The 19687-nt window shown below is 55.3% G+C and carries 15 protein-coding genes; 10 read left to right on the top strand and 5 right to left on the bottom strand.

The window, feature by feature from the left end:
- The first annotated feature begins 8 nt into the window (after positions 1–8).
- From OZ410_RS12120 to OZ410_RS12100, 5 genes are all read left to right on the top strand, one after another.
- Positions 9–1364, top strand: coding sequence for a M24 family metallopeptidase (locus tag OZ410_RS12120; RefSeq protein WP_277708235.1), 1356 nt, complete (start codon positions 9–11; stop codon positions 1362–1364).
- Positions 1365–1483: 119 nt separating this feature from the next.
- On the top strand, positions 1484–3328 hold the full coding sequence (locus tag OZ410_RS12115) for a carboxypeptidase-like regulatory domain-containing protein (RefSeq protein ID WP_277708234.1): 1845 nt from the start codon (positions 1484–1486) through the stop codon (positions 3326–3328).
- A gap of 255 nt (positions 3329–3583) precedes the next feature.
- Positions 3584–5326, top strand: a complete 1743-nt coding sequence (locus OZ410_RS12110) for a carboxypeptidase-like regulatory domain-containing protein (protein WP_277708233.1) — start codon at positions 3584–3586, stop codon at positions 5324–5326.
- A 195-nt stretch (positions 5327–5521) separates the two neighbouring features.
- Positions 5522–7270, top strand: coding sequence for a carboxypeptidase-like regulatory domain-containing protein (locus OZ410_RS12105; protein ID WP_277708232.1), 1749 nt, complete (start codon positions 5522–5524; stop codon positions 7268–7270).
- Positions 7271–7272: 2 nt separating this feature from the next.
- The gene (locus OZ410_RS12100; RefSeq protein WP_277708231.1) at positions 7273–8406 is read left to right on the top strand and encodes a carboxypeptidase-like regulatory domain-containing protein; all 1134 of its coding nucleotides are present in this window, start codon (positions 7273–7275) and stop codon (positions 8404–8406) included.
- A 1-nt stretch (position 8407) separates the two neighbouring features.
- Here OZ410_RS12100 and OZ410_RS12095 read toward each other — a convergent pair whose 3' ends face one another.
- Positions 8408–10036: an acyl-CoA carboxylase subunit beta gene (locus OZ410_RS12095; protein ID WP_277708230.1), complete on the bottom strand. Its 1629-nt coding sequence runs from the start codon at positions 10034–10036 to the stop codon at positions 8408–8410.
- 77 nt (positions 10037–10113) lie between these two features.
- Here OZ410_RS12095 and OZ410_RS12090 point away from each other — a divergent pair, with 77 nt between their 5' ends.
- The 3 genes from OZ410_RS12090 to ettA all read left to right on the top strand — a co-directional run bounded on the left by OZ410_RS12090 (position 10114) and on the right by ettA (position 13059).
- Complete coding sequence (locus OZ410_RS12090) at positions 10114–11094, top strand: Gfo/Idh/MocA family protein (protein WP_277708229.1); 981 nt, start codon at positions 10114–10116, stop codon at positions 11092–11094.
- 63 nt (positions 11095–11157) lie between these two features.
- Positions 11158–11343 (top strand): CAL67264 family membrane protein, encoded by a 186-nt coding sequence (locus tag OZ410_RS12085; RefSeq protein WP_277708228.1) that lies wholly within the window; start codon positions 11158–11160, stop codon positions 11341–11343.
- Between the two features lie 24 nt (positions 11344–11367).
- Positions 11368–13059 carry an energy-dependent translational throttle protein EttA gene (ettA, locus tag OZ410_RS12080; protein ID WP_277708227.1) on the top strand — a complete coding sequence of 564 codons (1692 nt, stop codon included), beginning with the start codon at positions 11368–11370 and terminating at the stop codon, positions 13057–13059.
- A gap of 56 nt (positions 13060–13115) precedes the next feature.
- On the opposite strand, the gene OZ410_RS12075 is transcribed toward ettA, so the two are convergent.
- From OZ410_RS12075 to OZ410_RS12065, 3 genes are all read right to left on the bottom strand, one after another.
- On the bottom strand, positions 13116–14504 hold the full coding sequence (locus tag OZ410_RS12075) for a M16 family metallopeptidase (RefSeq protein ID WP_277708226.1): 1389 nt from the start codon (positions 14502–14504) through the stop codon (positions 13116–13118).
- Between the two features lie 2 nt (positions 14505–14506).
- Positions 14507–15901, bottom strand: coding sequence for a M16 family metallopeptidase (locus OZ410_RS12070; protein WP_277708225.1), 1395 nt, complete (start codon positions 15899–15901; stop codon positions 14507–14509).
- A gap of 84 nt (positions 15902–15985) precedes the next feature.
- Positions 15986–16804: an MBL fold metallo-hydrolase gene (locus OZ410_RS12065; RefSeq protein ID WP_277708224.1), complete on the bottom strand. Its 819-nt coding sequence runs from the start codon at positions 16802–16804 to the stop codon at positions 15986–15988.
- Between the two features lie 176 nt (positions 16805–16980).
- On the opposite strand from OZ410_RS12065, the gene OZ410_RS12060 reads away from it, so the two are divergent.
- On the top strand, positions 16981–17868 hold the full coding sequence (locus tag OZ410_RS12060) for a hypothetical protein (protein ID WP_277708223.1): 888 nt from the start codon (positions 16981–16983) through the stop codon (positions 17866–17868).
- Between the two features lie 77 nt (positions 17869–17945).
- Here the strand turns inward: OZ410_RS12060 and fumC are convergent, their stop codons facing one another.
- Positions 17946–19343 carry a class II fumarate hydratase gene (gene fumC / locus OZ410_RS12055; RefSeq protein ID WP_277708222.1) on the bottom strand — a complete coding sequence of 466 codons (1398 nt, stop codon included), beginning with the start codon at positions 19341–19343 and terminating at the stop codon, positions 17946–17948.
- Between the two features lie 139 nt (positions 19344–19482).
- Here fumC and OZ410_RS12050 point away from each other — a divergent pair, with 139 nt between their 5' ends.
- A complete protein-coding gene (locus OZ410_RS12050; protein WP_277708221.1) occupies positions 19483–19650 on the top strand; it encodes a hypothetical protein in 168 nt (55 codons plus the stop codon).
- Positions 19651–19687 lie beyond the last annotated feature (37 nt).

Below are 19687 nucleotides of genomic sequence, written 5' to 3'. Positions count from 1 at the left end.
CCCGAACCATGAAGCGTATTGTTTTGATAGCGGCCCTGATGCAGGGGTTTTGTTTCCCCTTGCTGAGCGGGCAGGTCATTTTACCCGAGCGCGATCGCGCCGAAGTTGTGGATGCCTTGCTGGAAGAACGGCTGCAGACCGTATTGCCGGCCCTGATGGACCGGGAGGGGATCGATATGTGGATCCTGATTTCACGGGAGTATAATGAAGATCCTGTTTTGAAGACCTTTCTCCCGGCCACCTGGCTTAGTGCACGCCGCCGGACCATGCTGCTTTTTAACCGGGATAAAGCTGCAGGGGTTACCGAAAAACTGGCCGTGGCCCGCTACAACATTGGCAAAAGCATTGTGTCCGCCTGGGACAAGGAAAAACAGCCGGACCAGTGGCAGCGGCTGGTGGAGCTGATTGAGGCCCGCAACCCGGATAAAATTGCCCTGAATTTTTCCAAAGACCACAACATTGCCGACGGGCTGGACAAAACGGACTACGACCTGTTTATGGAAGCCCTTCCGCGCCGGTATCATAACCGGGTGGTTTCGGCCGAAAACCTGGCGGTGGGCTGGATCGAAACCCGGACGCCCCGGGAGATGGCCCTGTATGCTCATCTGGCACGCATCACCCACCAGATTATAGCAGAGGCCTTTTCCGAAGCGGTGATCATGCCCGGGCGCACTACCACCGCAGAAGTGGAATGGTGGATGCGCCAGAAAGTAACAGACCTGGGCCTGGACACCTGGTTCCACCCCACCGTAGACATACAGCGCACCTCCGAGGCCCTGCAGGACCACCTGTATTCCTTCTCGGACCGCCCCGAGGCCCAGGCTATAATGCCCGGAGACCTGTTGCATTGTGATTTTGGGATTACGTACCTGCGGCTTAATACGGATTGCCAGCAGCTGGCCTACGTGCTGCGCCCGGGAGAGCGGGAAGCCCCGGCATTTCTTCGGGAGGCGCTGATGGATGGCAACCGCGTGCAGGATGCCCTTACCTCCCAGATGCGGGAGGGCCGTACCGGGAACGACATCCTGAAAGCTGCCCTTGAAGCGGCTCGCCAACAAGGGCTGCAACCGGCCATTTATACCCACCCCCTGGGCACCTACGGCCATTCGGCCGGTACCACGATCGGGATGTGGGATGCCCAGCAGGGGATACCCGGCGCGGACGGGGCCTCCTACGGACTCCATGCAGGGACGGTCTATGCCATAGAACTCAACACTACCGTTAACCTCCCCCAGTGGCAACGGGATATCCGCGTCATGCTGGAGGAACCCGGGTATTTTGGCCCGGAAGGCTTCCGCTATGTGGACGGGCGGCAGACGGAATTGTACCTTATCCCCAGGCCTTCCGCCAACAACACTGAGTAGCGGCATTCCGGCGCAACCCCAAAGGCAATGGAGCATCTTCCTGAAAGGGAAAGGGCCCGGTTGTATTTTTGGCGCATTGCTTTATTCCGTATCTTTTAAGGACTAAAAAACACTTGGTTATGAAAAAGATCTTGGTATTGATTGCCCTGATGGCGGGCGCCGGGCTCATGGCCCAGCAACGTACCATCACCGGCCGGGTTACCGATGGCCGGACTGCCCTGGAGAACGTAGCGGTGCAGGTAGAAGGTTCGCAGACCAGCACCTTTACCGACGCCGCGGGTCGCTATACCATAGCGGCCAGCCCCGGGGATGATATTTCTTTTACCTACCAGGGGATGAAACCCCTGAGCATCCGGGTAGAAGATGTGACCCGTATTTTGAACCCCACCCTGGTGATGGACGTGGCCCAACTGGACGAAGTTGTGGTGGTGGGCAGCAACCGGAAAACCCAGAAGGAACTGGCCTATGAATACCCGGTAAACAACCGGCTGATCCGTACGGCCTATGGCATTCTTAATGCCGATACCGCTCCGGGAAAGGTGCAGTTTATGAACGAAGAAGATATCAATCCGGTAACCCTGTGTATCCTGGACCTTCTTCGCAACCAGTTCCCAGGCGTACGCGTGCAGGGCGACTGTATTGGTGCCGGTGGGATCCGGGCCGGGGTAAACGATCAGCTGACCAACCTGACAGCAGGCCAGGGAATCGAGAGTGATGCCGGGAACTTTCAGGGTTTTGACAACCCGGAAGGCGGGCGGGTCTTTATCCGTGGGGCTTCCTCCATCTTTAACCAACGTTCTGCGATTTTTGACGTTGACGGGCAGATTTTCTATACCGCCCCGGTATGGCTGGACGTAAAACAGATCAAGCGCCTGGCCATCCTGAACAATTTTGCCACGACCACCCAATACGGGAATGTAGGGGCCGGCGGCGTTATCGTGATCAATACCATGAGCGGCAGCCCCCGCCGAAATGCCCTGACGGACATGGCCCGCCTGCGCAACAATTACGTACGGGGAGATGTACTGAGCCCGGAGCAGGTGGCGGCCAATGCCCCTACCTATCTCATGGAGTTGCGAAATGCCGGTTCTACTGTGCAGGCCCGGGAAGTTTATGAAACCTACGCCGGTAAATATTCCGGCTCTCCCTTTTTCTTTCTGGATGCGTACCGCCACTTTTTCGAAGTGCGGAAAGAGGAGGCCTTTGCAGATGCCTTGCTGGAGGAGCATCAGCGACTCTTTGCAGGCAACCCGGTCTTGCTGAAGGCACTGGCTTATGTGTACCAGGCCCAGGGGCGCTATACCCGGGCCAACACCCTGTACAAGGAAGTGATGGGCCTGCGGGCCCAGTACGGGCAGTCCTATATGGATTTAGCCAACAGCTACCGGGAACTGGGGGAGTACGATAAGGCCGCCGGCATCTACCAGCGCTACGCCTACCTGACCCAAAACGGGATGATGCCCCAGGACAGCCTGCATTTCGGGCCTATCCTGGAGCGGGAAAACAACAACCTGCTGTACCTGCACCGGGCGAGTATTGTAGGGGCGGATAAGCGTTCAGACCTCTACGTGGCAGAAGAGAACGATTTCAAGGGTACCCGCCTGGTATTTGAGTGGAATGACGGGGAAGCCGAATTCGACCTGCAATTTGTGAACCCGGAAGGGCAGTATTTTAACTGGAACCACAGTATGGCCGCCAGCGAAGAGGTCATCCGCCAGGAAAAACGCCTGGGGTACAGCGCCCAGGAATTCCTGATTGACGAATCCCTGCCGGGCAACTGGGAGGTCAATGTGACTTACCAGGGCAACAAAAGCCTGACGCCCACCTACCTGAAGGTGACCATCTACGACCAGTATGGGACGCGGGCGCAGCGGAAGGAGACCCGTGTATTCCAGCTCAAGCTCAAGGATGTACCCCAACGCCTCTTTAGCCTTGCCAAGAGCGTGCGGGTGGCGATGAATTAGGAGCCCTGCGCTACAGCGAAAAATGCCGGGTTTTTCCCCGGCATTTTCTTTATCCTGCGTCAATTTATCCACTTTAACGATACTTTAACCTTACGGGCGGAACAGTATTTCAAACCCGGAATTCCGGGGTTTTAGTACATGCGCCATCCCGAAATTAATAGTATAGCTATCAGTAAAACAAGGCATTAGGTGTGATCGTTACACCAATCATTTAAATTTGTTTATTATTTTAGGAAAGACCATTAACAATTGACTATGCAGCGTTGTATCGTTTTGATGTTCCTTGTCTTACCTATACTCACAGCAGGGCAACAACGTGAACTTTCTGGAACGGTAAGTGATGGCCGGTTGCCCTTGGCAGATGTTTCAATCCGCGTAGCCGGTACCGATACGGGAACCTTTACCAATGGCGAAGGGAAATACCGGATTGTGGTTCAAACCCGGGATACGCTTGTTTTTTCCGCAGTTGGCTATAAGACCTACAGGTACCTTGTAGAAGACATTGCACGATTTCACAACCCGGTCCTGCTCCCCGAAATTATTGAGTTGGACGAAGTGGTTGTTCAAAAAAGAATCCGAAAAACTCAGGAGGATTTACGTCTGGAATATCCGTACAATAATAATTTGTTTCAAACCGCTTTTGGGTTTATAGATGCAAGTACCATGGCCAACTCGGTCCGGGTAATATCCGAAGAAGAGATTCTTCCTGTAGGGGTTTGTATCCTGGATTTTCTCAGAAATAGGATACCCGGTATCCGTGTTTTGGGTGATTGCTATGGGGGAGGTACGGTAACCCTCCGTGGGGGCGTAGGCTCCATTACTCAAACGTTGTCACCTTTTTGGGATGTAGATGGAATGATCTTCAGGGAGGCCCCCATTTGGATCCCCCTAGATAACATCAAACGAATCGCCATTGTGGCGGGCCTTGGATTTACGGCGCGTTACGGGCAGGCTGGCGGTGTAATAGTGATAAATACAAGAAGTTTTTCGCCAAAAAAGACAAAGGAATTCGATTTAGCACGATTGCGAAATAATTACCTGGAAAACCCTGTACCTACGCGAGCAGACCTGATAAAGGATTTACCCGGGCACCTTAGCCTCTTACAGGGCAGTAAGAATCTTCAGGAAGCTAGGGTCCGGTATGACAGCCTGAATGAGCGCATTAAGAGCTCTCCGTATTTCGTAGTTGACGCCTACCGCGTTTTTTCAGAGCAATTTGAGGACTTTACCGTTGCAGATGCTTTGATTGAAGAACATGCTCAAATGCTGGCAGACCATCCGGTGGCCCTAAAAGCCCTGGCGTACTATTACGAATCCCAGGGCAGGCTCAACAAGGCGGAGGATGCCTATGAAGCCATCTTCCGGCTTCGACCGAAGTACTTGCAATCTTATCTGGATATGGTGCGGATTAAAAGGATGCAGGGGGAACCCCTGCGAGCCCATATGCTCTTACAGCAATACCGTAATCTGGTAAACCAGGAAAAACTGCCTTCGGATACCCTGAACGCCTCTCCATTTTTGGAACGGGAAATTAATAACCTATATAATCTGCACAAGCGCGAGTTGCTGAGCGCCAAATCCTATAATACGGTGTATATAGACCCAGACGATGAAACGCGAGGTACAATGCGCATTGTTGTGGAGTGGAACCATTCGGATGCCGACTTTGAGTTGCAATTTGTCAATCCCTCAGGGCAGTACTATACCTGGAGGCATTCGGTCTTTGAAGATGCTGAAGCCATCATGCAGGAGAAGATCGTCGGGTTCAGTTCCAAGGAATTTATTCTGGACCGGTCACTTCCGGGACGGTGGCGCATTAACGTCACCTATTTGGGCAATAAGTCCCTCACCCCAACCTATCTGAAGATTACCCGGTATGAGCACTACGGTACCTCCAGGCAGCATATGGAAATTGAGGTACATCGCTTACAGGTCAAAAATCTGAATTATGAACTGGTTACTTTGAATAACCCGGCGAATTTCGCTTCAAAAAAATAAATTCATTTAAAAAAAATACACATTTCTTACTCTGATGGGCCTAAGGTACACTGCGTAGCGCCATGATAAGCAAAGTGTACACCCGGAAAGATTTAAAGCAATGCAAAACCTATTTAAATTTAATGTATTTTAGAGAATTCCCCTACAAAGCGATTCCGCTTACTCTTTCAGCAACCTGACAAAAAACCGTTTATTATGATGCATCTACGCGTATGGATTGGAGCCGCCCTCCTGCTGGTGGCCCAGGGCTTGTGGGCCCAAGAGGAGCAGGTGATTTCGGGGACCATTACAGATGGCAGCCAGGCCTTGCAGGATGTCCGTATTTCCGTAGAAGGTTCGGACACCCAGGTCTTCACAGACGCCCAGGGTAAATACCAGGTCGCGGCTTCACCAGGGGACCTGCTGATGTACTCCTACACGGGGATGAAGGAATACCGGGTGCGGGTGGAGGACGTGACCCGTTTTTTGAACCTGATTATGATACCGGATATCCAGGAACTGGATGAAGTTACCGTAACCAAAAGCAATCGGAAATCACAGGCGGATCTGGCTGCTGAATATCGGACGAATCCAAACCTGATCCAGACTGCATATGGGATTATTGATGCCACTACGGCTCCGGGAAAAATTAGGATCATGACAGATGAACAGATTGCCCCCATAGGGTTATGTGTTCTGGATGTAATTCGTAACCGGTTTGCAGGAGTTTGGGCTGTAGGTGACTGTATGCGCGGAGGATATATTGTCATCAGGGGACCTGGATCGATTTCCAGAGCGAGGGTAGCGATGTACGACGTGGATGGTCAGATTTTCTCGGATGTGCCACTTTGGTTAGATGTTAATTCCATTAAACGCATGGCCATCGTATCATCTTTAGCCTTTAATGTTAGGTATGGGGCATCTGCAGAAAACAGTGGTGGGGTTATCATTATCAACACGGTTAACGGACAGGCCGCGGTAGCAGCCAAACAACAGGACCAGGCCCGCTTGAAAAACAATTATGTAACCGGGAAAGTACTCTCCGGGACCGAGGTGGCCCAAGGTGCCCCCGCGTACCTCAAAGCCCTCGAAAATGCTCCTACCCTGGAGGAGGCTCAAAAGGCATATTATGAATATGAGGCCTCTTATAATGCCTCCCCATACTTTTACCTGGACGCCTTCCTACATTTTAGTGAACGTTCCGGGGGTATTGCAGTGGCAGAAGAAATAGGGACTGCCCAACGTAAAAAATGGAGCCAGAATGCCACCCTGCTCAAGGTGTTGGCCTATCGCTATCAGGAATTGGGTATGCCCGATGAAGCCCTGGATTTATATAAGGATATTTTTATCCTGAGGCCGCACTACAGCCAGTCTTACCTGGACCTTGCCCGGGCTTACCGGGCGGCAGGGGAAGCCGGAAAGGCGGCCGCCATGTACGCCCGCTACAAATACCTGCTGGACGAGGGGTACCTGACCGCTTCGGAGGAATTCGGCAAGATCATACAGCACGAGAGCGATAACCTGCTGGCTTTGGAAGGCCGCAGCCTTGGGGCAGACCCCCGGAAGGTACAGACGGACCCCTATGTGGACGGCAGCACCCGGGTGGTGGTGGAATGGAACGACAGCGAGGCCGAATTCGACCTGCAGTTTGTAAACCCGGAAGGGCAGTACACCACCTGGAAGCATACCTATGCGGACAATGAGGCCCTGATTCTGGACGAAAAGGACAATGGGTATTCGGTCGCGGAGTTTGTGATAGACGAAAACCTGCCGGGCACCTGGAAGGTGAATGCGGTCTATCACGGGAACAAGAGCCTGACCCCCACCTACGTGAAGATCACCACCTACACCCGTTACGGGCAGCGGGGGCAACAGCAGCAGGTGCGCACTTTCCGCCTGCAGCTTAAAGGCGTTAACCAGGAACTGTTAACCCTGGTAAACCCGGGCGTTAGTGTGGTTCGGTAACCATGACCGGAAGGGTATTACTGTTTTTCTGTATACTGGGCGGGGCGCTGGGCGCTTCCGCCCAGTCCCTTTTACAGGGGCGCCTCACGGATGCCGCTACGGGCCGCCCCGTACCCTATGTGAACATTGGGGTAGTGGGGAAGGCTCTGGGCACGGTTACGGATGCCGATGGCCAGTACGAGCTCTGGGTGCGTCCGGGGCAGGTAGAACCTGCCGACCTGTTGCGGATATCCAGCCTGGGGTACCGCCCGGTTTCCCTGCCCTGGGACCAGTTGCCGGCCGATGGCAGGTGGTCTGTGGCCCTGGAGCCCGAGGCTATAGCCCTCGATGAGGTTGTGGTTTCCCGCCTCCCGCAATATACCCTGGAGGAAATGGTAGGGTATCCCCTGCAGGACACCTGGGACCTGGCGTATTGGAAGGACAGCCTGGCCCTGGGGGCCGAACTGGCTGCCCGGGTACCGGTGAACCGCGGGATGCGGCGACTCAACACCCTGTTTTTCAATGTGCGAGAGAACGCTGCGGATAGCGTCCTGCTCCGAATCAACATTTACCGCCCGGAAGCCAAAGACAGCCCCGGGCAACACCTTAATACCAGCGGGATGGGGATACGCCATATGCTTCCCGGAGGTGCCCGGGAGGTGGTGGTAGACCTGGAACCCTACGCAATCTGGGTGGAAGACGATTTTTACCTGAGCCTGGAATTGCTGGCCGTCTACGGCTCTCCTACCATTGCATTGGCCCTTCCGGCCTCTCAGGAAATCGGGGGGGATACCTACCGCCGCTATGCCAGCCAGGGCAAATGGGAGCGGATTGGCGCTCATACCCTGGGGTTCTACCTGCAGACCACTCTGTATTCGGATAACCCCAGAAAGGTGCGCAACCGTTCAGTGGAACGCTTTCGGGCCCGGAACCAGGCCCCCGTAAGCGGGTTTGTATTTTACGGCCGGCAGGGGTTGCCGGAAGTGCGGGTAGAAAACCTCAATACCCGGAAAGAAACCCGTACGGATGCCCGCGGCCGGTACCGGATCCTAGCAGCCGCTGGCGATTTGCTGCGCTTTACCCGTCAGGGTAGGCCCCCGCTAATCCTGCGCCTTGAGAAGCCCGGCACGCTTACCGTAAACCTCAGGGGGCAGTAAGTTACACCTGGAGCACGCCCATATTGAACGCCTTTTCAATGGGCGCGTGGTTGGCGGCTTCAATACCGGTGGAGATCCAATGGCGGGTTTCCAGGGGGTCAATAATGGCATCCGTCCAGAGGCGGGCGGCGGCATAATAGGGGGAAACCTGATTGTCGTATCGATTCTTGATCTGTTCGTACAGCGCCTTCTCCTTGGCTTCGGAAAGGCGCTCCCCTTGTTTTTTAAGACGGGCCGTTTCAATCTGCAGCAACACCTTGGCAGCGGAATTCCCGCTCATCACCGCCAGCTCTGCGCTGGGCCATGCCACCATCAGGCGGGGGTCGTAGGCCTTGCCGCACATGGCGTAGTTTCCGGCTCCGTAGCTGTTCCCGATCACCACGGTAAATTTGGGGACTACCGAATTGCTTACGGCATTCACCATTTTGGCCCCGTCCTTTATGATGCCCCCGTGCTCGCTCTTACTGCCTACCATAAACCCGGTCACATCCTGCAGGAACACCAGGGGAATGCGCTTCTGATTGCAATTGGCGATAAAGCGGGTGGCCTTGTCCGCGGAATCGGAGTAGATAACCCCTCCAAATTGCATTTCTCCTTTTTTGGTTTTGACCACCTTGCGCTGGTTGGCCACAATCCCCACGGCCCAGCCGTCTATACGCGCATACCCGGTAAGCAGGGTCTTGCCATAACCTTCCTTGTATTGTTCAAAGGAATCCGCGTCCACCAGGCGCTCGATCAGTTCCAGCATGTTGTAGGGCTCCGAACGGGAACCGGGCAGGATGCCAAAGATGTCTTCCGGATCTTTGCCCGGAGCGATGGCTTTTTTGCGATCGAACCCGGCCTGTGGCCGGGCCCCCATTTTGTCCATCAGGCTACGGATGCGGTCCAAAGCATCCTGGTCGTTGGCCGCCTTGTAGTCGGTAACCCCGGAAATTTCGCTATGGGTGGTGGCCCCGCCCAGGGTTTCGTTGTCTACGGACTCCCCGATAGCCGCCTTTACCAGGTAGCTCCCGGCCAGGAAAATACTCCCGGTTTTGTCTACAATCAGGGCTTCGTCGCTCATGATGGGGAGGTAGGCCCCCCCGGCCACGCAGCTGCCCATAACCGCGGCAATCTGCGGGATACCCATACTGCTCATTTGGGCATTGTTGCGGAAGATGCGGCCAAAATGCTCCTTGTCCGGGAATATTTCGTCCTGCATGGGGAGGTAGACCCCGGCGCTGTCTACCAGGTAGATGATAGGCAGGCGGTTTTCCATGGCTATTTCCTGAGCTCTGAGGTTTTTCTTCCCGGTGATGGGGAACCAGGCCCCGGCCTTTACCGTGGCGTCGTTGGCAACGACCACACACAACCGGCCGGATACTTTCCCGATTTTAACCACCACGCCCCCGGAAGGACAGCCCCCATGGTCCGCGTACATTTCATGCCCGGCAAAGGCCCCAATCTCCAGGGCCTGGTCCGGTTGGTCCAGCAGGTAGTCGATGCGCTCGCGGGCGGTCATTTTGCCTTCGGCGTGCAATTTATCAATCCGGGCCTGCCCGCCTCCTTTTTTGACTTGGGCATAGGCCTTACGCAGGGCGGTGCGCAGCATTTTATTCTGGTCTTCGTTTTTATTGAAGGTAACGTCCATAGTTCTGGTTTCTTCCTGAAGGCTAAAGATACGGAGGATTTATCATTACATTTGGGTCTCACCCTAAACGCATACCCATGTCAGAACCGATACGTTGGGGCATCCTGGGGCTTGGGAAGATCGCCCAGACCTTTGCCTCAGACCTGGCCCTGGTACCAGACGCCCAGCTGGCCGCCGTGGCCTCCCGCGACCCGGAAAAAGCCCGCGCCTTTGCTAGTGAATTCGGGGCAAAACAGGCCTATGGCTCCTATTCCGAATTGCTGGAAGACCCGGAGGTGGACATCGTCTATATTGCCACCCCCCATACCCACCACCTGCCACACAGCCTGATGGTTATGGAAGCGGGTAAGCATGTATTATGCGAAAAGCCCATGGGGATTACCCTGCAGGAAGTACAAAAACAAATCGATACGGCCCGGCGCAAAAACGTTTTCTATATGGAGGCCCTGTGGAGCCGTTTTAACCCGGCCCTCAGGGATGCGGTAGGCCTGGCCCAATCCGGGGCCATAGGCCATCCGGTATACCTGAAGGCGGATTTCGCCTTCCCGGCTCTGGACCGCGACCCTTCCGGCCGCCTGCTCAACCCCAACCTGGCCGGGGGCTCCCTGCTCGACATCGGCATCTACCCGGTATTCCTGGCCTACTGGTTGCTGGGGCTGCCGGACACCTTCAAGGTTGCGGCCCACTTCCACAGCACAGGCGTAGAAAAGCACATCGGGTTGTTGTTTGAATACCCCGGGGCCACAGCTCTGTTATACAGTGGCCTCAGTTCACACAGTGAAATGCGGGCCGAAATCTCCTGCACCAGGGGCACCCTCACCATAGACCCCCGATGGCATGAGACCGAGGGGTATACCGTCATTGGCGAGCATCCGGACCATCGCGTTTTCCCCAAACGGGGAAAAGGATATACCCACGAGGTGGAGGAAGTACACCGTTGCCTCAGGGAAGGACTGCTGGAAAGCCCGCTTTGGTCCCACCAGGACAGTCTGGCCCTGCACGGCCTTTTACAGGACATCCGCAGGGAGGCGGGTATCCGCTTTCCCTCTGAGGGCTAAGGGGCCTGGTGCCGTATGGCAAAAAAACCGATATTTGTCTTCTGCCAAACCAACTCAAAACTTATGGGATTAAAAGATAAAAACACGGTCCTGGCCTGGGCCACCTTTATTATGATTTTTGTAGGCATGGGGCTCATTGCCCTGGGGGCCTTCCGATACAACGAGATTGCCGGCTGGGGCTTTGCCGCGGTCGGGGTAGGTTTCTTTGCCATTGCCTGGGTGTTCAACGCCCTTAAAGGCCGGGTATAACCCCTTAATTTATACACTGCGAACATGTCAGACGACAAGAAGGTCATTTTTTCCATGTCCGGGGTCACCAAGACCTACAAGAATGCCAATACCCCGGTATTGAAGGACATTTACCTGAGTTTCTTTTATGGTGCGAAAATTGGAATCCTGGGCCTGAACGGGGCCGGAAAATCCACCCTGCTCCGCATTATTGCCGGGAAGGACACCAACCACCAGGGGAACGTGGTGTTTTCTCCGGGTTATAAAGTGGGAATGCTGGAACAGGAACCCGAACTGGACGACGAGAAGACCGTGCTGGAGACGGTGCGGGAGGGCGTGGCCGAAACCGTGGCCGTCCTGGACGAGTACAACAAGATCAACGATATGTTTGGCCTGCCGGAGGTCTACGAGGATGCGGACAAGATGCAGCAGCTCATGGATAAGCAGGCCAAGTTGCAGGACCAGATAGACGCCCTGGGGGCCTGGGAACTGGATTCCAAACTGGAACTGGCCATGGACGCCCTGCGTACGCCCGACCCCGGGCAGAAGATCGGCGTGCTTTCCGGAGGGGAACGGCGCCGGGTGGCCCTTTGCCGCCTGCTGTTGCAGGAACCGGACGTGCTGTTGCTGGACGAGCCAACCAACCACCTGGATGCCGAATCCGTCCATTGGCTGGAGCACCACCTGGCCCAGTATAAAGGCACGGTCATTGCCGTAACCCACGACCGCTATTTCCTGGATAACGTGGCCGGGTGGATCCTGGAACTGGACCGGGGCGAAGGCATTCCGTGGAAAGGGAATTATTCCAGCTGGCTGGAGCAAAAGGCCAAGCGCCTGGCGCAGGAACAGAAGCAGGCCAGCAAACGGCAAAAGACCCTGGAGCGGGAGTTGGAATGGGTGCGCCAGAGTCCCAAGGGACGGCATGCCAAGCAGAAGGCCCGCCTGAACAATTACGACAAGCTCATGAGCCAGGACCAGAAGCAACTGGACGAAAAACTGGAGATCTATATCCCCAATGGGCCGCGCCTGGGCACCAACGTGATCGAAGCCAAAGGGGTGAGCAAGGCCTTCGGGGAGAAACTCTTATATGAAGACCTGAACTTTCGCCTGCCCCAGGCCGGGATTGTAGGGGTAATCGGGCCCAACGGGGCCGGGAAGACCACCATCTTCCGTATGATTATGGGCGAGGAAACCCCGGATAAGGGTACCTTTGAGGTAGGGGATACCGTCAAAATCGCCTATGTGGACCAGAGCCATGCCAAAATCGACCCCCAGAAGTCCATCTGGGAAAATTTCAGCGACGGGCAGGAGCTGATCAACATGGGCGGGCGACAGGTGAATTCCCGGGCCTACCTGAGCCGTTTTAATTTTTCGGGCAGTGAACAGAACAAAAAAGTGCACATGCTCTCCGGGGGGGAACGCAACCGCCTGCACCTGGCCATGACCCTGAAGGAAGAGGGGAACGTGCTGCTGCTGGACGAGCCTACCAACGACCTGGACGTAAATACGCTGCGGGCCCTGGAAGAAGGCCTGGAGAATTTTGCCGGCTGCGCCGTGGTGATTTCCCACGACCGCTGGTTCCTGGACCGGATCTGTACGCATATCCTGGCCTTTGAGGGGGATTCCCAGGTATACTTCTTTGAAGGTTCCTTCTCGGACTATGAGGAAAATAAGAAAAAGCGCCTGGGCGCCGATGTGATGCCCAAACGGATTAAATACAAGAAACTGGTCCGCTGATCATAAAAAAACTCCCGCTGGTTTGGCGGGAGTTATTTTTATCCTTGTTAGGGGATTTATTGTTTCAGGGGCATCTCCAGGGTTTGCTGGAGCTGGCCTTCGATCTTGGCCTTATCCCCAACCACAATCAGGATCATATCTTCCGGCCGAATATATTTGCGCGTCAGTTCGGAAACCTGTTCCGGGGTTACGGCATGCATGTTGGCCACCTTATTGGAAAGGAAGGATTCATCCAGGTCGTGGGTATCCAAAAAGATCAGCTGCCCGATAATCCCATTGGGGCTGGAATTCTGGAGCACGAAAATCCCGGACTCATAATTGATGATGCCTTCCAGTTCTTCTTCCGAAGGGGGTTCTGCCTGCAACTTTTCGATTTCCTTTTTGATTTCCGAAAGGGAGGCACCGGTGTGTTCTGTGGTTACATCTGCCCGCTCAAACCAGAGCCCGGTCTGGTAATTGTCTGCCAGGATACTGGTAGGGGAGTAGGTGTACCCCTTATCTTCCCGGATGTTGCTGGTAATCCGGGAGGCAAAGGAACCTCCAAGGATGGAATTGGTCACGTCCAGAGCCAGGTAGTCTGGATCCGACGGGCCCGGTACGGGCAGGCCGTAGAAAATCGTGGACTGGGGCGCCCCGGGGCGGTCGATGATCTTTACCTCTGGCGAGGTAGCCGCCCGGGCCACCGGATAATTGGCCGGTTCGCCTTCACGCCAGTCGGCCAGGGCTTCGCGCACCGCATTGGTTACGGCCTCTTTATCAAAATTCCCGGCCACATAGATGGTAGTGCGTTGTGCGCCCAGCTGGGCCTCGTAAAAAGCTCGGATGTCCTCCACGGTGTACCCGTCTATTTGAGCTTCGGTAGGGAAGACCCTTCCATATGGGTGGTCCGGGTAGATGGCGGCGTAGAAATCCCGCTGGGCCTGGGCCCTGGGGCGGGACAACTGCACGGCCAGGTTCCGCTTCATGTCGCTTTTGAGGCGGTCCAACTCGCCCTGGGGCCAGGCCGGGTTCCGAAGTACATCAGCCATTAAACGGATGGCATCCGGGGCAAATTCGTAAAGGACGGATGCCGAAAGGGCGGAGTTGTGCAGGCCTACCCCAATATTGAGGTTGCCCCCCATGCCCGCCATTTCATCGGCAAGCTGCCGGGCGCTGCGGGTGGTGCTGCCTTCTTCCAGGAGGTCGGCCATCAGGTCGGCCAGCCATACCTGGTCTTCGGTTTCATTGATGTTCCCGGTTTTCAGGTTAAAGCGGATGCTCGCCTTCGGAATGGTGCCGTAGGGGATCATCACCAGGGTGAGCCCGTTTTCGAACGTCACGATTTCCTTCTCGGGCAGTTTAAAGTTCTTTGGCGTGCCGCCCTGGGGAGGCATTTCTTTTTCCTGGGCAGTTAGTGGGGCCATGCCAATCAGGGCCGCCAGCAGGAATATTACAGTCTGTTTCATGGCTATTCGGTTTTTGCGTTAGCGGCCAGCAGGGGGTTGGTGACCAGTACGGTGCGGTTGGTGGGCCGCAAGTATTCGTCTATGGTGCGTTTTACGGTTTCCAGGTCAATGTTGCGGAACTCGGATTCCAGGGAATTGATGCGCCCCGGGTTGTCGTCAAAGAGCGCAAAACTGCAGAGCAGGTCGGCCCGGCCCAGGCCAAAGAAGCCGCCCAGGTCGTCGTAGAGCTGGGAGCGGATCTTCACGATTGCCTGGTCCAGCATCTCCTGTGTAATGTTGTCGCGCAGGCCGGTCATAACTTCCCCGATCGCGGCCATGACCTCCTCCTGGGAGGTTTCGTTGTCGTAGGTGAGGTCGTACATCCACAGCATGGGCCCCTTGTAGTTGAACATATTGCCCAGGTAGTTGATGCCCCCGCTTACGTCGGAAGAATAGCCCTTCTCATTTTCCAGCTTCTGCACCAGCAGGCTGTTATCCCCCTGTACCAGAATCTGGTCCAGCAGGCCCATGGCGTAGTATTCCGGCGTGTTGCGTTCCGGCATGTGGTAGGCCACAGCCAAAGCCGGCTTGTTGGCCAGAGAATCGTTTTTTACAAAGGATTTCTCAGCTTCCTGCCGGGGTTCGGAAATATCCGGCTGGGCAGGCTGTTCGGCCGGGGCAATGTCCCCGAAATATTCGGCAATCCAGGCCTTGACCTGTTCCGGTTCAAAATCCCCGACCACCGAGATGGCGGCATTGTTTGGGGCGTAGAACGTCTTAAAGAAACTGCTCACATCTTCCAGGGTGGCCGCATCCAGGTCGTTCAGGTCCCCGTAGAAATTGTGGGCGTTAAACCAGTTCTCGTTGGCGTACTGGGGCATGTCCAGCCAGGGAAAGCCTCCATAGGGCTGGTTTAGCACATTCACCTTCACTTCGTTTTTAACCACCCCCTGTTGGTTGGTGAGATTGTCCTGGGTAATGGCCAGGCCGCGCATGCGGTCCGCTTCGGCCCAGAGCATGGTTTCCAGCTTGTGGGAAGGTACAATTTCAAAATAGTTGGTGAAATCGAAGCGGGTGGAACCGTTCAGGACCCCGCCGTTTTGTTGCACCAGCTTGATGAATTCCATTTTCCCCAGGTTCTGCGAGCCCTGGAACATCATATGCTCAAACAGGTGCGCAAAGCCCGTGCGGTCCCGGGGTTCAATCCGGAAGCCGATGTTGTAGTATACAGCCACAATGGCGGTGGGGGAGGTGTGGTCTTCGGACAGGATTACCTTAAGCCCGTTGTCCAGGGTGTAATACGTTACCGGGACCTCAAATTCGGAACCGGATTTTTTGGAGTCGGCCTCGCCAGCGCAGGATTGCAGCAACAGCAACACGACTCCTAAAGCGGCAAGCCGCTGTAGCAGTGGTTTCATAGGATTGGATTTAACAGTTCGTCAGCGGGTGTAATACCCCCTTAACAGACGCCAAAGGCGCCGTTCTGTTACAAATTATCAGGATTAATATGCCGCATTGGGGTACCAGTCCAGCTGCACCACCTCAATTTCGGGGTTGCCGGCCTCCACCAGGGCTTTGAACTGGCTTACATCGCTTACCTCCGGGTTGCCGCGGTAGTGATAAGGGTACACGCGGGCGGGCCGGAACTCCAGTACGGCATCTGCAGCCCGATCCACGGTCATGGTATAGGGCAGGTTCATGCAAACCAGCGCCATGTCGATGTCCTGCAGGGCCCGCATTTCGGGGATGTCTTCAGTGTCTCCGGAGATGTAGACGCGGGTGCCGTCCTTTTCCAGTACATAGCCATTCCCCCGGCCTTTTTCGTGGAATTTAAGGGCTTCCTCCCGCAGGTTATACATGGGGATGCCGGTAATGGCAATGCCCATTTCGGTTTGGGTGTCCCCGTTAGCCAGGACAGTTACCCGGCCCTCCAGGGCAGCCGGCAACATTTTGGCCACGGCCTCCGGGGCAACGATCTTTGCCCCGGCCCCAGGCAGGGCTTCCAGGGTTTCTGCGCTGTAATGGTCACCGTGAACATCGGTGATCAGAATCAGGTCCGGCTCAGGCTGGCCGGCAAAGGCTTCGGCCCCGCCCACAGGATCTATGTAGATCACGGTACCACCCCAGGCGAGTACAGCCGTGGCGTGGGAAATGGGGGAGAGCTCGGGACCCTGTGGGGCCTGCTGTTCCATAGCGGTATTCGGGGCGGTTTCTTCAGCCGGGGTGGCATCTGCCTTTTTCTCGCCCTTGCATCCGGATAAGACGAGCATCACGGACAGGGTCGTTAAAAATACCGTAGGGCGGCTAACTACTTTTTTCATAGCGATTCTATTGTTTTTAGGGTGGTTTCAAAAAACCCTTAAAGATACGAATCCCGTCAGGGCCGGAATAAGGCTTATATTTTTTTTTAACATCCCGAAATCCAATCCCGGTACCTGAGCCGTATATAGACCGTAAACCTTAAATACTTGTATCGAGTACTTAAACATTAAGACTTATGGCAGAAGAAAAAAACAATAACGGATTAAAGGTGTTGGCCGGGATTCTCGGTGTAATCCTTTTGGGCACCATTATCTATACGGTTAGCCTGTATCAGGAGAAAGTGAAGAACGAAGCGGTCCTTACCCAGGAAAAAGAACTGGTAGTGGAAGACCTGAACAGCCTGAAATCGGAATACGATAAGGCCATCCTGGAAAGCAATGCCACCAACGAAGAGCTGGTCGCTGCCCGGGATAATATCGCCAAGTATATCGACTCTGTAAAGGCCATGAAGGCAGATCTCTCTACCCTGTCGCGCTACCGCCGTCAGGTGAACGTCCTGAAAGCCGAGCGCGAGCAATTGCTGCGGCAGGTAGACTCCCTGAAGGAGTCCAATTCCATGATCGCCATGCAGCGCGACAGCACCTTTGCGGAACTGGAGAAGCAAACCGTATTCAATGATTCCCTGGTGGTACAGAACACCCAGCTGGCGGATGCCGTGGCACGCGGATCTGCCCTGAGCCTGACCAAGTTCACCGTAGACGCCGTGCGTGAGCGCAGCAGCGGGAAACTGGTATCCACTTCCCGGGCCGGGCGTACCGACCGCCTGAAGATTTGCTTCACCGTGGCCGATAACGTGATTGCCGAGGCCGGAGACCGCGAGTTCTACATCGAGGTCCTGGATCCCCAGGGCAACGTGATGGGTGCCGGTAATACCAAGTCTCTGGAAGACGGCCCCACCATTACCTTTACCAAGGCCACCAATTTCTACTACGAAAACAACGACCTGGATGTTTGCGATTATGTGAGCACCTATTCCGGGGCCTTTGCCGAAGGGAAATACATGGTAAACGTGTACGACGACCGGCTCACCCTGATGGGAACCAACGAGTTCGAGCTGAAGTAAACCGCATCACTGCGACACAAAAAAAGACCGCCCGGGCAACCGGGCGGTCTTTTCTTTTTGGGGTCGGGCCTGATGCCTTATCCCATACTGCCAACCATATCCTCCGGTTTTACCCATTGGTCGTATTCTTCCGCGGTCACATAACCCAGGCGCACGGCCTCTTCTTTCAGGGTCGTGCCATTGGCGTGGGCGGCATTGGCAATTTCCGCGGCTTTGTAATATCCGATTTTGGTATTCAGGGCGGTCACCAGCATCAGGGAGTTGTTCAGCAGCCGCTGGATATTGGCCCGGTTAGGCTCTATGCCGCTGGCGCAGTGCTCTTCAAAACTCACGCAGGCGTCTCCCAGCAACTGGGCCGACTGCAGTACGTTGGCCGCCATCAGGGGTTTAAAGACATTGAGCTCGTAATGCCCCTGGGTGCCGCCTACGCTTACGGCCACATCGTTCCCCATCACCTGGGCGCATACCATGGTGAGGGCTTCGCACTGGGTGGGATTTACCTTCCCGGGCATAATGGAGCTTCCCGGCTCGTTGGCGGGGATGTTAATCTCCCCGATCCCGGAACGGGGCCCGGAGGCCAGCAAGCGGATGTCGTTGGCGATCTTGTTGAGGGAAACCGCAAGCTGCTTCAGAGCGCCATGGGTTTCGACCAGGGCATCGTGGGCCGCCAGGGCCTCAAATTTGTTTTCTGCCGTGCGGAACGGCAGGCCGGTAAATTCGGCAATGTAGCGGGCTACGGTAACGTCGTATCCGGCAGGGGTATTCAGGCCTGTCCCCACGGCAGTGCCGCCCAGGGCCAGTTCCCCCAGGTGGTCCAGGGTGTTTTCCAGGGCTCGGATCCCGTGGTCAAGCTGGCTTACGTATCCGGAGAATTCCTGCCCCAGGGTAAGGGGAGTGGCATCCATCAGGTGGGTGCGCCCAATCTTAACCACATCCCGGAACGCCTCGGATTTGGCCTTCAGGGTGTCCCGGAGTTGCCGGACCCCCGGCAGGGTAACCTCCACCACTTTTTTATAGGCGGCAATGTGCATCCCGGTGGGGAAGGTGTCATTGGAAGACTGGGACTTGTTTACATCGTCGTTGGGCTGCAGGGTTTTGTCGCCTTCGCCAATGGTGTTCCCGGCCAGTTCGTGCGCCCGGTTGGCCACCACTTCGTTCACGTTCATGTTACTCTGGGTTCCGGAACCGGTCTGCCAGATCACCAGGGGGAACTGGTCGTCGTGTTTCCCGGCCAGGATTTCGTCGCAGACGGCCCCGATCAGGTCCCGCTTGGCCTGCGGCAGCACCCCCAGTTCGCAGTTGGCATAGGCCGCTGCTTTTTTCAGGTAGGCAAAACCGTAGATGATATCCAGCGGCATGGAGGCCGCCGGACCTATTTTAAAGTTGTTCCGGGAGCGTTCGGTCTGGGCGCCCCAATACTTGTCCGCGGGCACTTTTACCTCGCCCATTGTATCCTTTTCGATGCGGTATTTCATGGGTTCTGATTTTGGCGTAAAGGTACGGATTACCCCCCGATTTCGGATGGGCCTGGAAGGGGGGATCGCCCGATTTTTGGAATTTGATTTGCAGGATTACAGGGAATCCTACTATCTTTGTGATCCAAAGAAGATCACCATGTTTGAGTTTGACCAGTATCTCGGATTTTTAGCCTTCCTGACCATCCTGACCATTGGGTTCTGGCTGATGATATTCCTCATCATGTTTGTGGTGCCTTACTGGTTGGGCGGAAACCTGATGGAACTCTGGAAGGAGCGCCGTGCCGCCAAACGGGAACGTAAATAAGGCACGGAAAGTAAAAAATTAAAAAGCGGGGCATTTG

The sequence above is a fragment of the Robiginitalea aestuariiviva genome, from assembly GCF_029537735.1.
Lineage (GTDB): Bacteria > Bacteroidota > Bacteroidia > Flavobacteriales > Flavobacteriaceae > Robiginitalea > Robiginitalea aestuariiviva.
The sequence above is the reverse complement of the archived record's forward strand: the minus strand, read 5'-3'. Positions and strand labels throughout refer to the sequence as shown.

Coding starts and splice junctions, on each gene's coding strand:
- OZ410_RS12120 (WP_277708235.1), top strand. CDS start 9: ATGAAGCGTATTGTTTTGATAGCGGCCCTGATGCAGGGGTTTTGTTTC.
- OZ410_RS12115 (WP_277708234.1), top strand. CDS start 1,484: ATGAAAAAGATCTTGGTATTGATTGCCCTGATGGCGGGCGCCGGGCTC.
- OZ410_RS12110 (WP_277708233.1), top strand. CDS start 3,584: ATGCAGCGTTGTATCGTTTTGATGTTCCTTGTCTTACCTATACTCACA.
- OZ410_RS12105 (WP_277708232.1), top strand. CDS start 5,522: ATGATGCATCTACGCGTATGGATTGGAGCCGCCCTCCTGCTGGTGGCC.
- OZ410_RS12100 (WP_277708231.1), top strand. CDS start 7,273: ATGACCGGAAGGGTATTACTGTTTTTCTGTATACTGGGCGGGGCGCTG.
- OZ410_RS12095 (WP_277708230.1), bottom strand. CDS start 10,036: ATGGACGTTACCTTCAATAAAAACGAAGACCAGAATAAAATGCTGCGC.
- OZ410_RS12090 (WP_277708229.1), top strand. CDS start 10,114: ATGTCAGAACCGATACGTTGGGGCATCCTGGGGCTTGGGAAGATCGCC.
- OZ410_RS12085 (WP_277708228.1), top strand. CDS start 11,158: ATGGGATTAAAAGATAAAAACACGGTCCTGGCCTGGGCCACCTTTATT.
- ettA (WP_277708227.1), top strand. CDS start 11,368: ATGTCAGACGACAAGAAGGTCATTTTTTCCATGTCCGGGGTCACCAAG.
- OZ410_RS12075 (WP_277708226.1), bottom strand. CDS start 14,504: ATGAAACAGACTGTAATATTCCTGCTGGCGGCCCTGATTGGCATGGCC.
- OZ410_RS12070 (WP_277708225.1), bottom strand. CDS start 15,901: ATGAAACCACTGCTACAGCGGCTTGCCGCTTTAGGAGTCGTGTTGCTG.
- OZ410_RS12065 (WP_277708224.1), bottom strand. CDS start 16,804: ATGAAAAAAGTAGTTAGCCGCCCTACGGTATTTTTAACGACCCTGTCC.
- OZ410_RS12060 (WP_277708223.1), top strand. CDS start 16,981: ATGGCAGAAGAAAAAAACAATAACGGATTAAAGGTGTTGGCCGGGATT.
- fumC (WP_277708222.1), bottom strand. CDS start 19,343: ATGAAATACCGCATCGAAAAGGATACAATGGGCGAGGTAAAAGTGCCC.
- OZ410_RS12050 (WP_277708221.1), top strand. CDS start 19,483: ATGTTTGAGTTTGACCAGTATCTCGGATTTTTAGCCTTCCTGACCATC.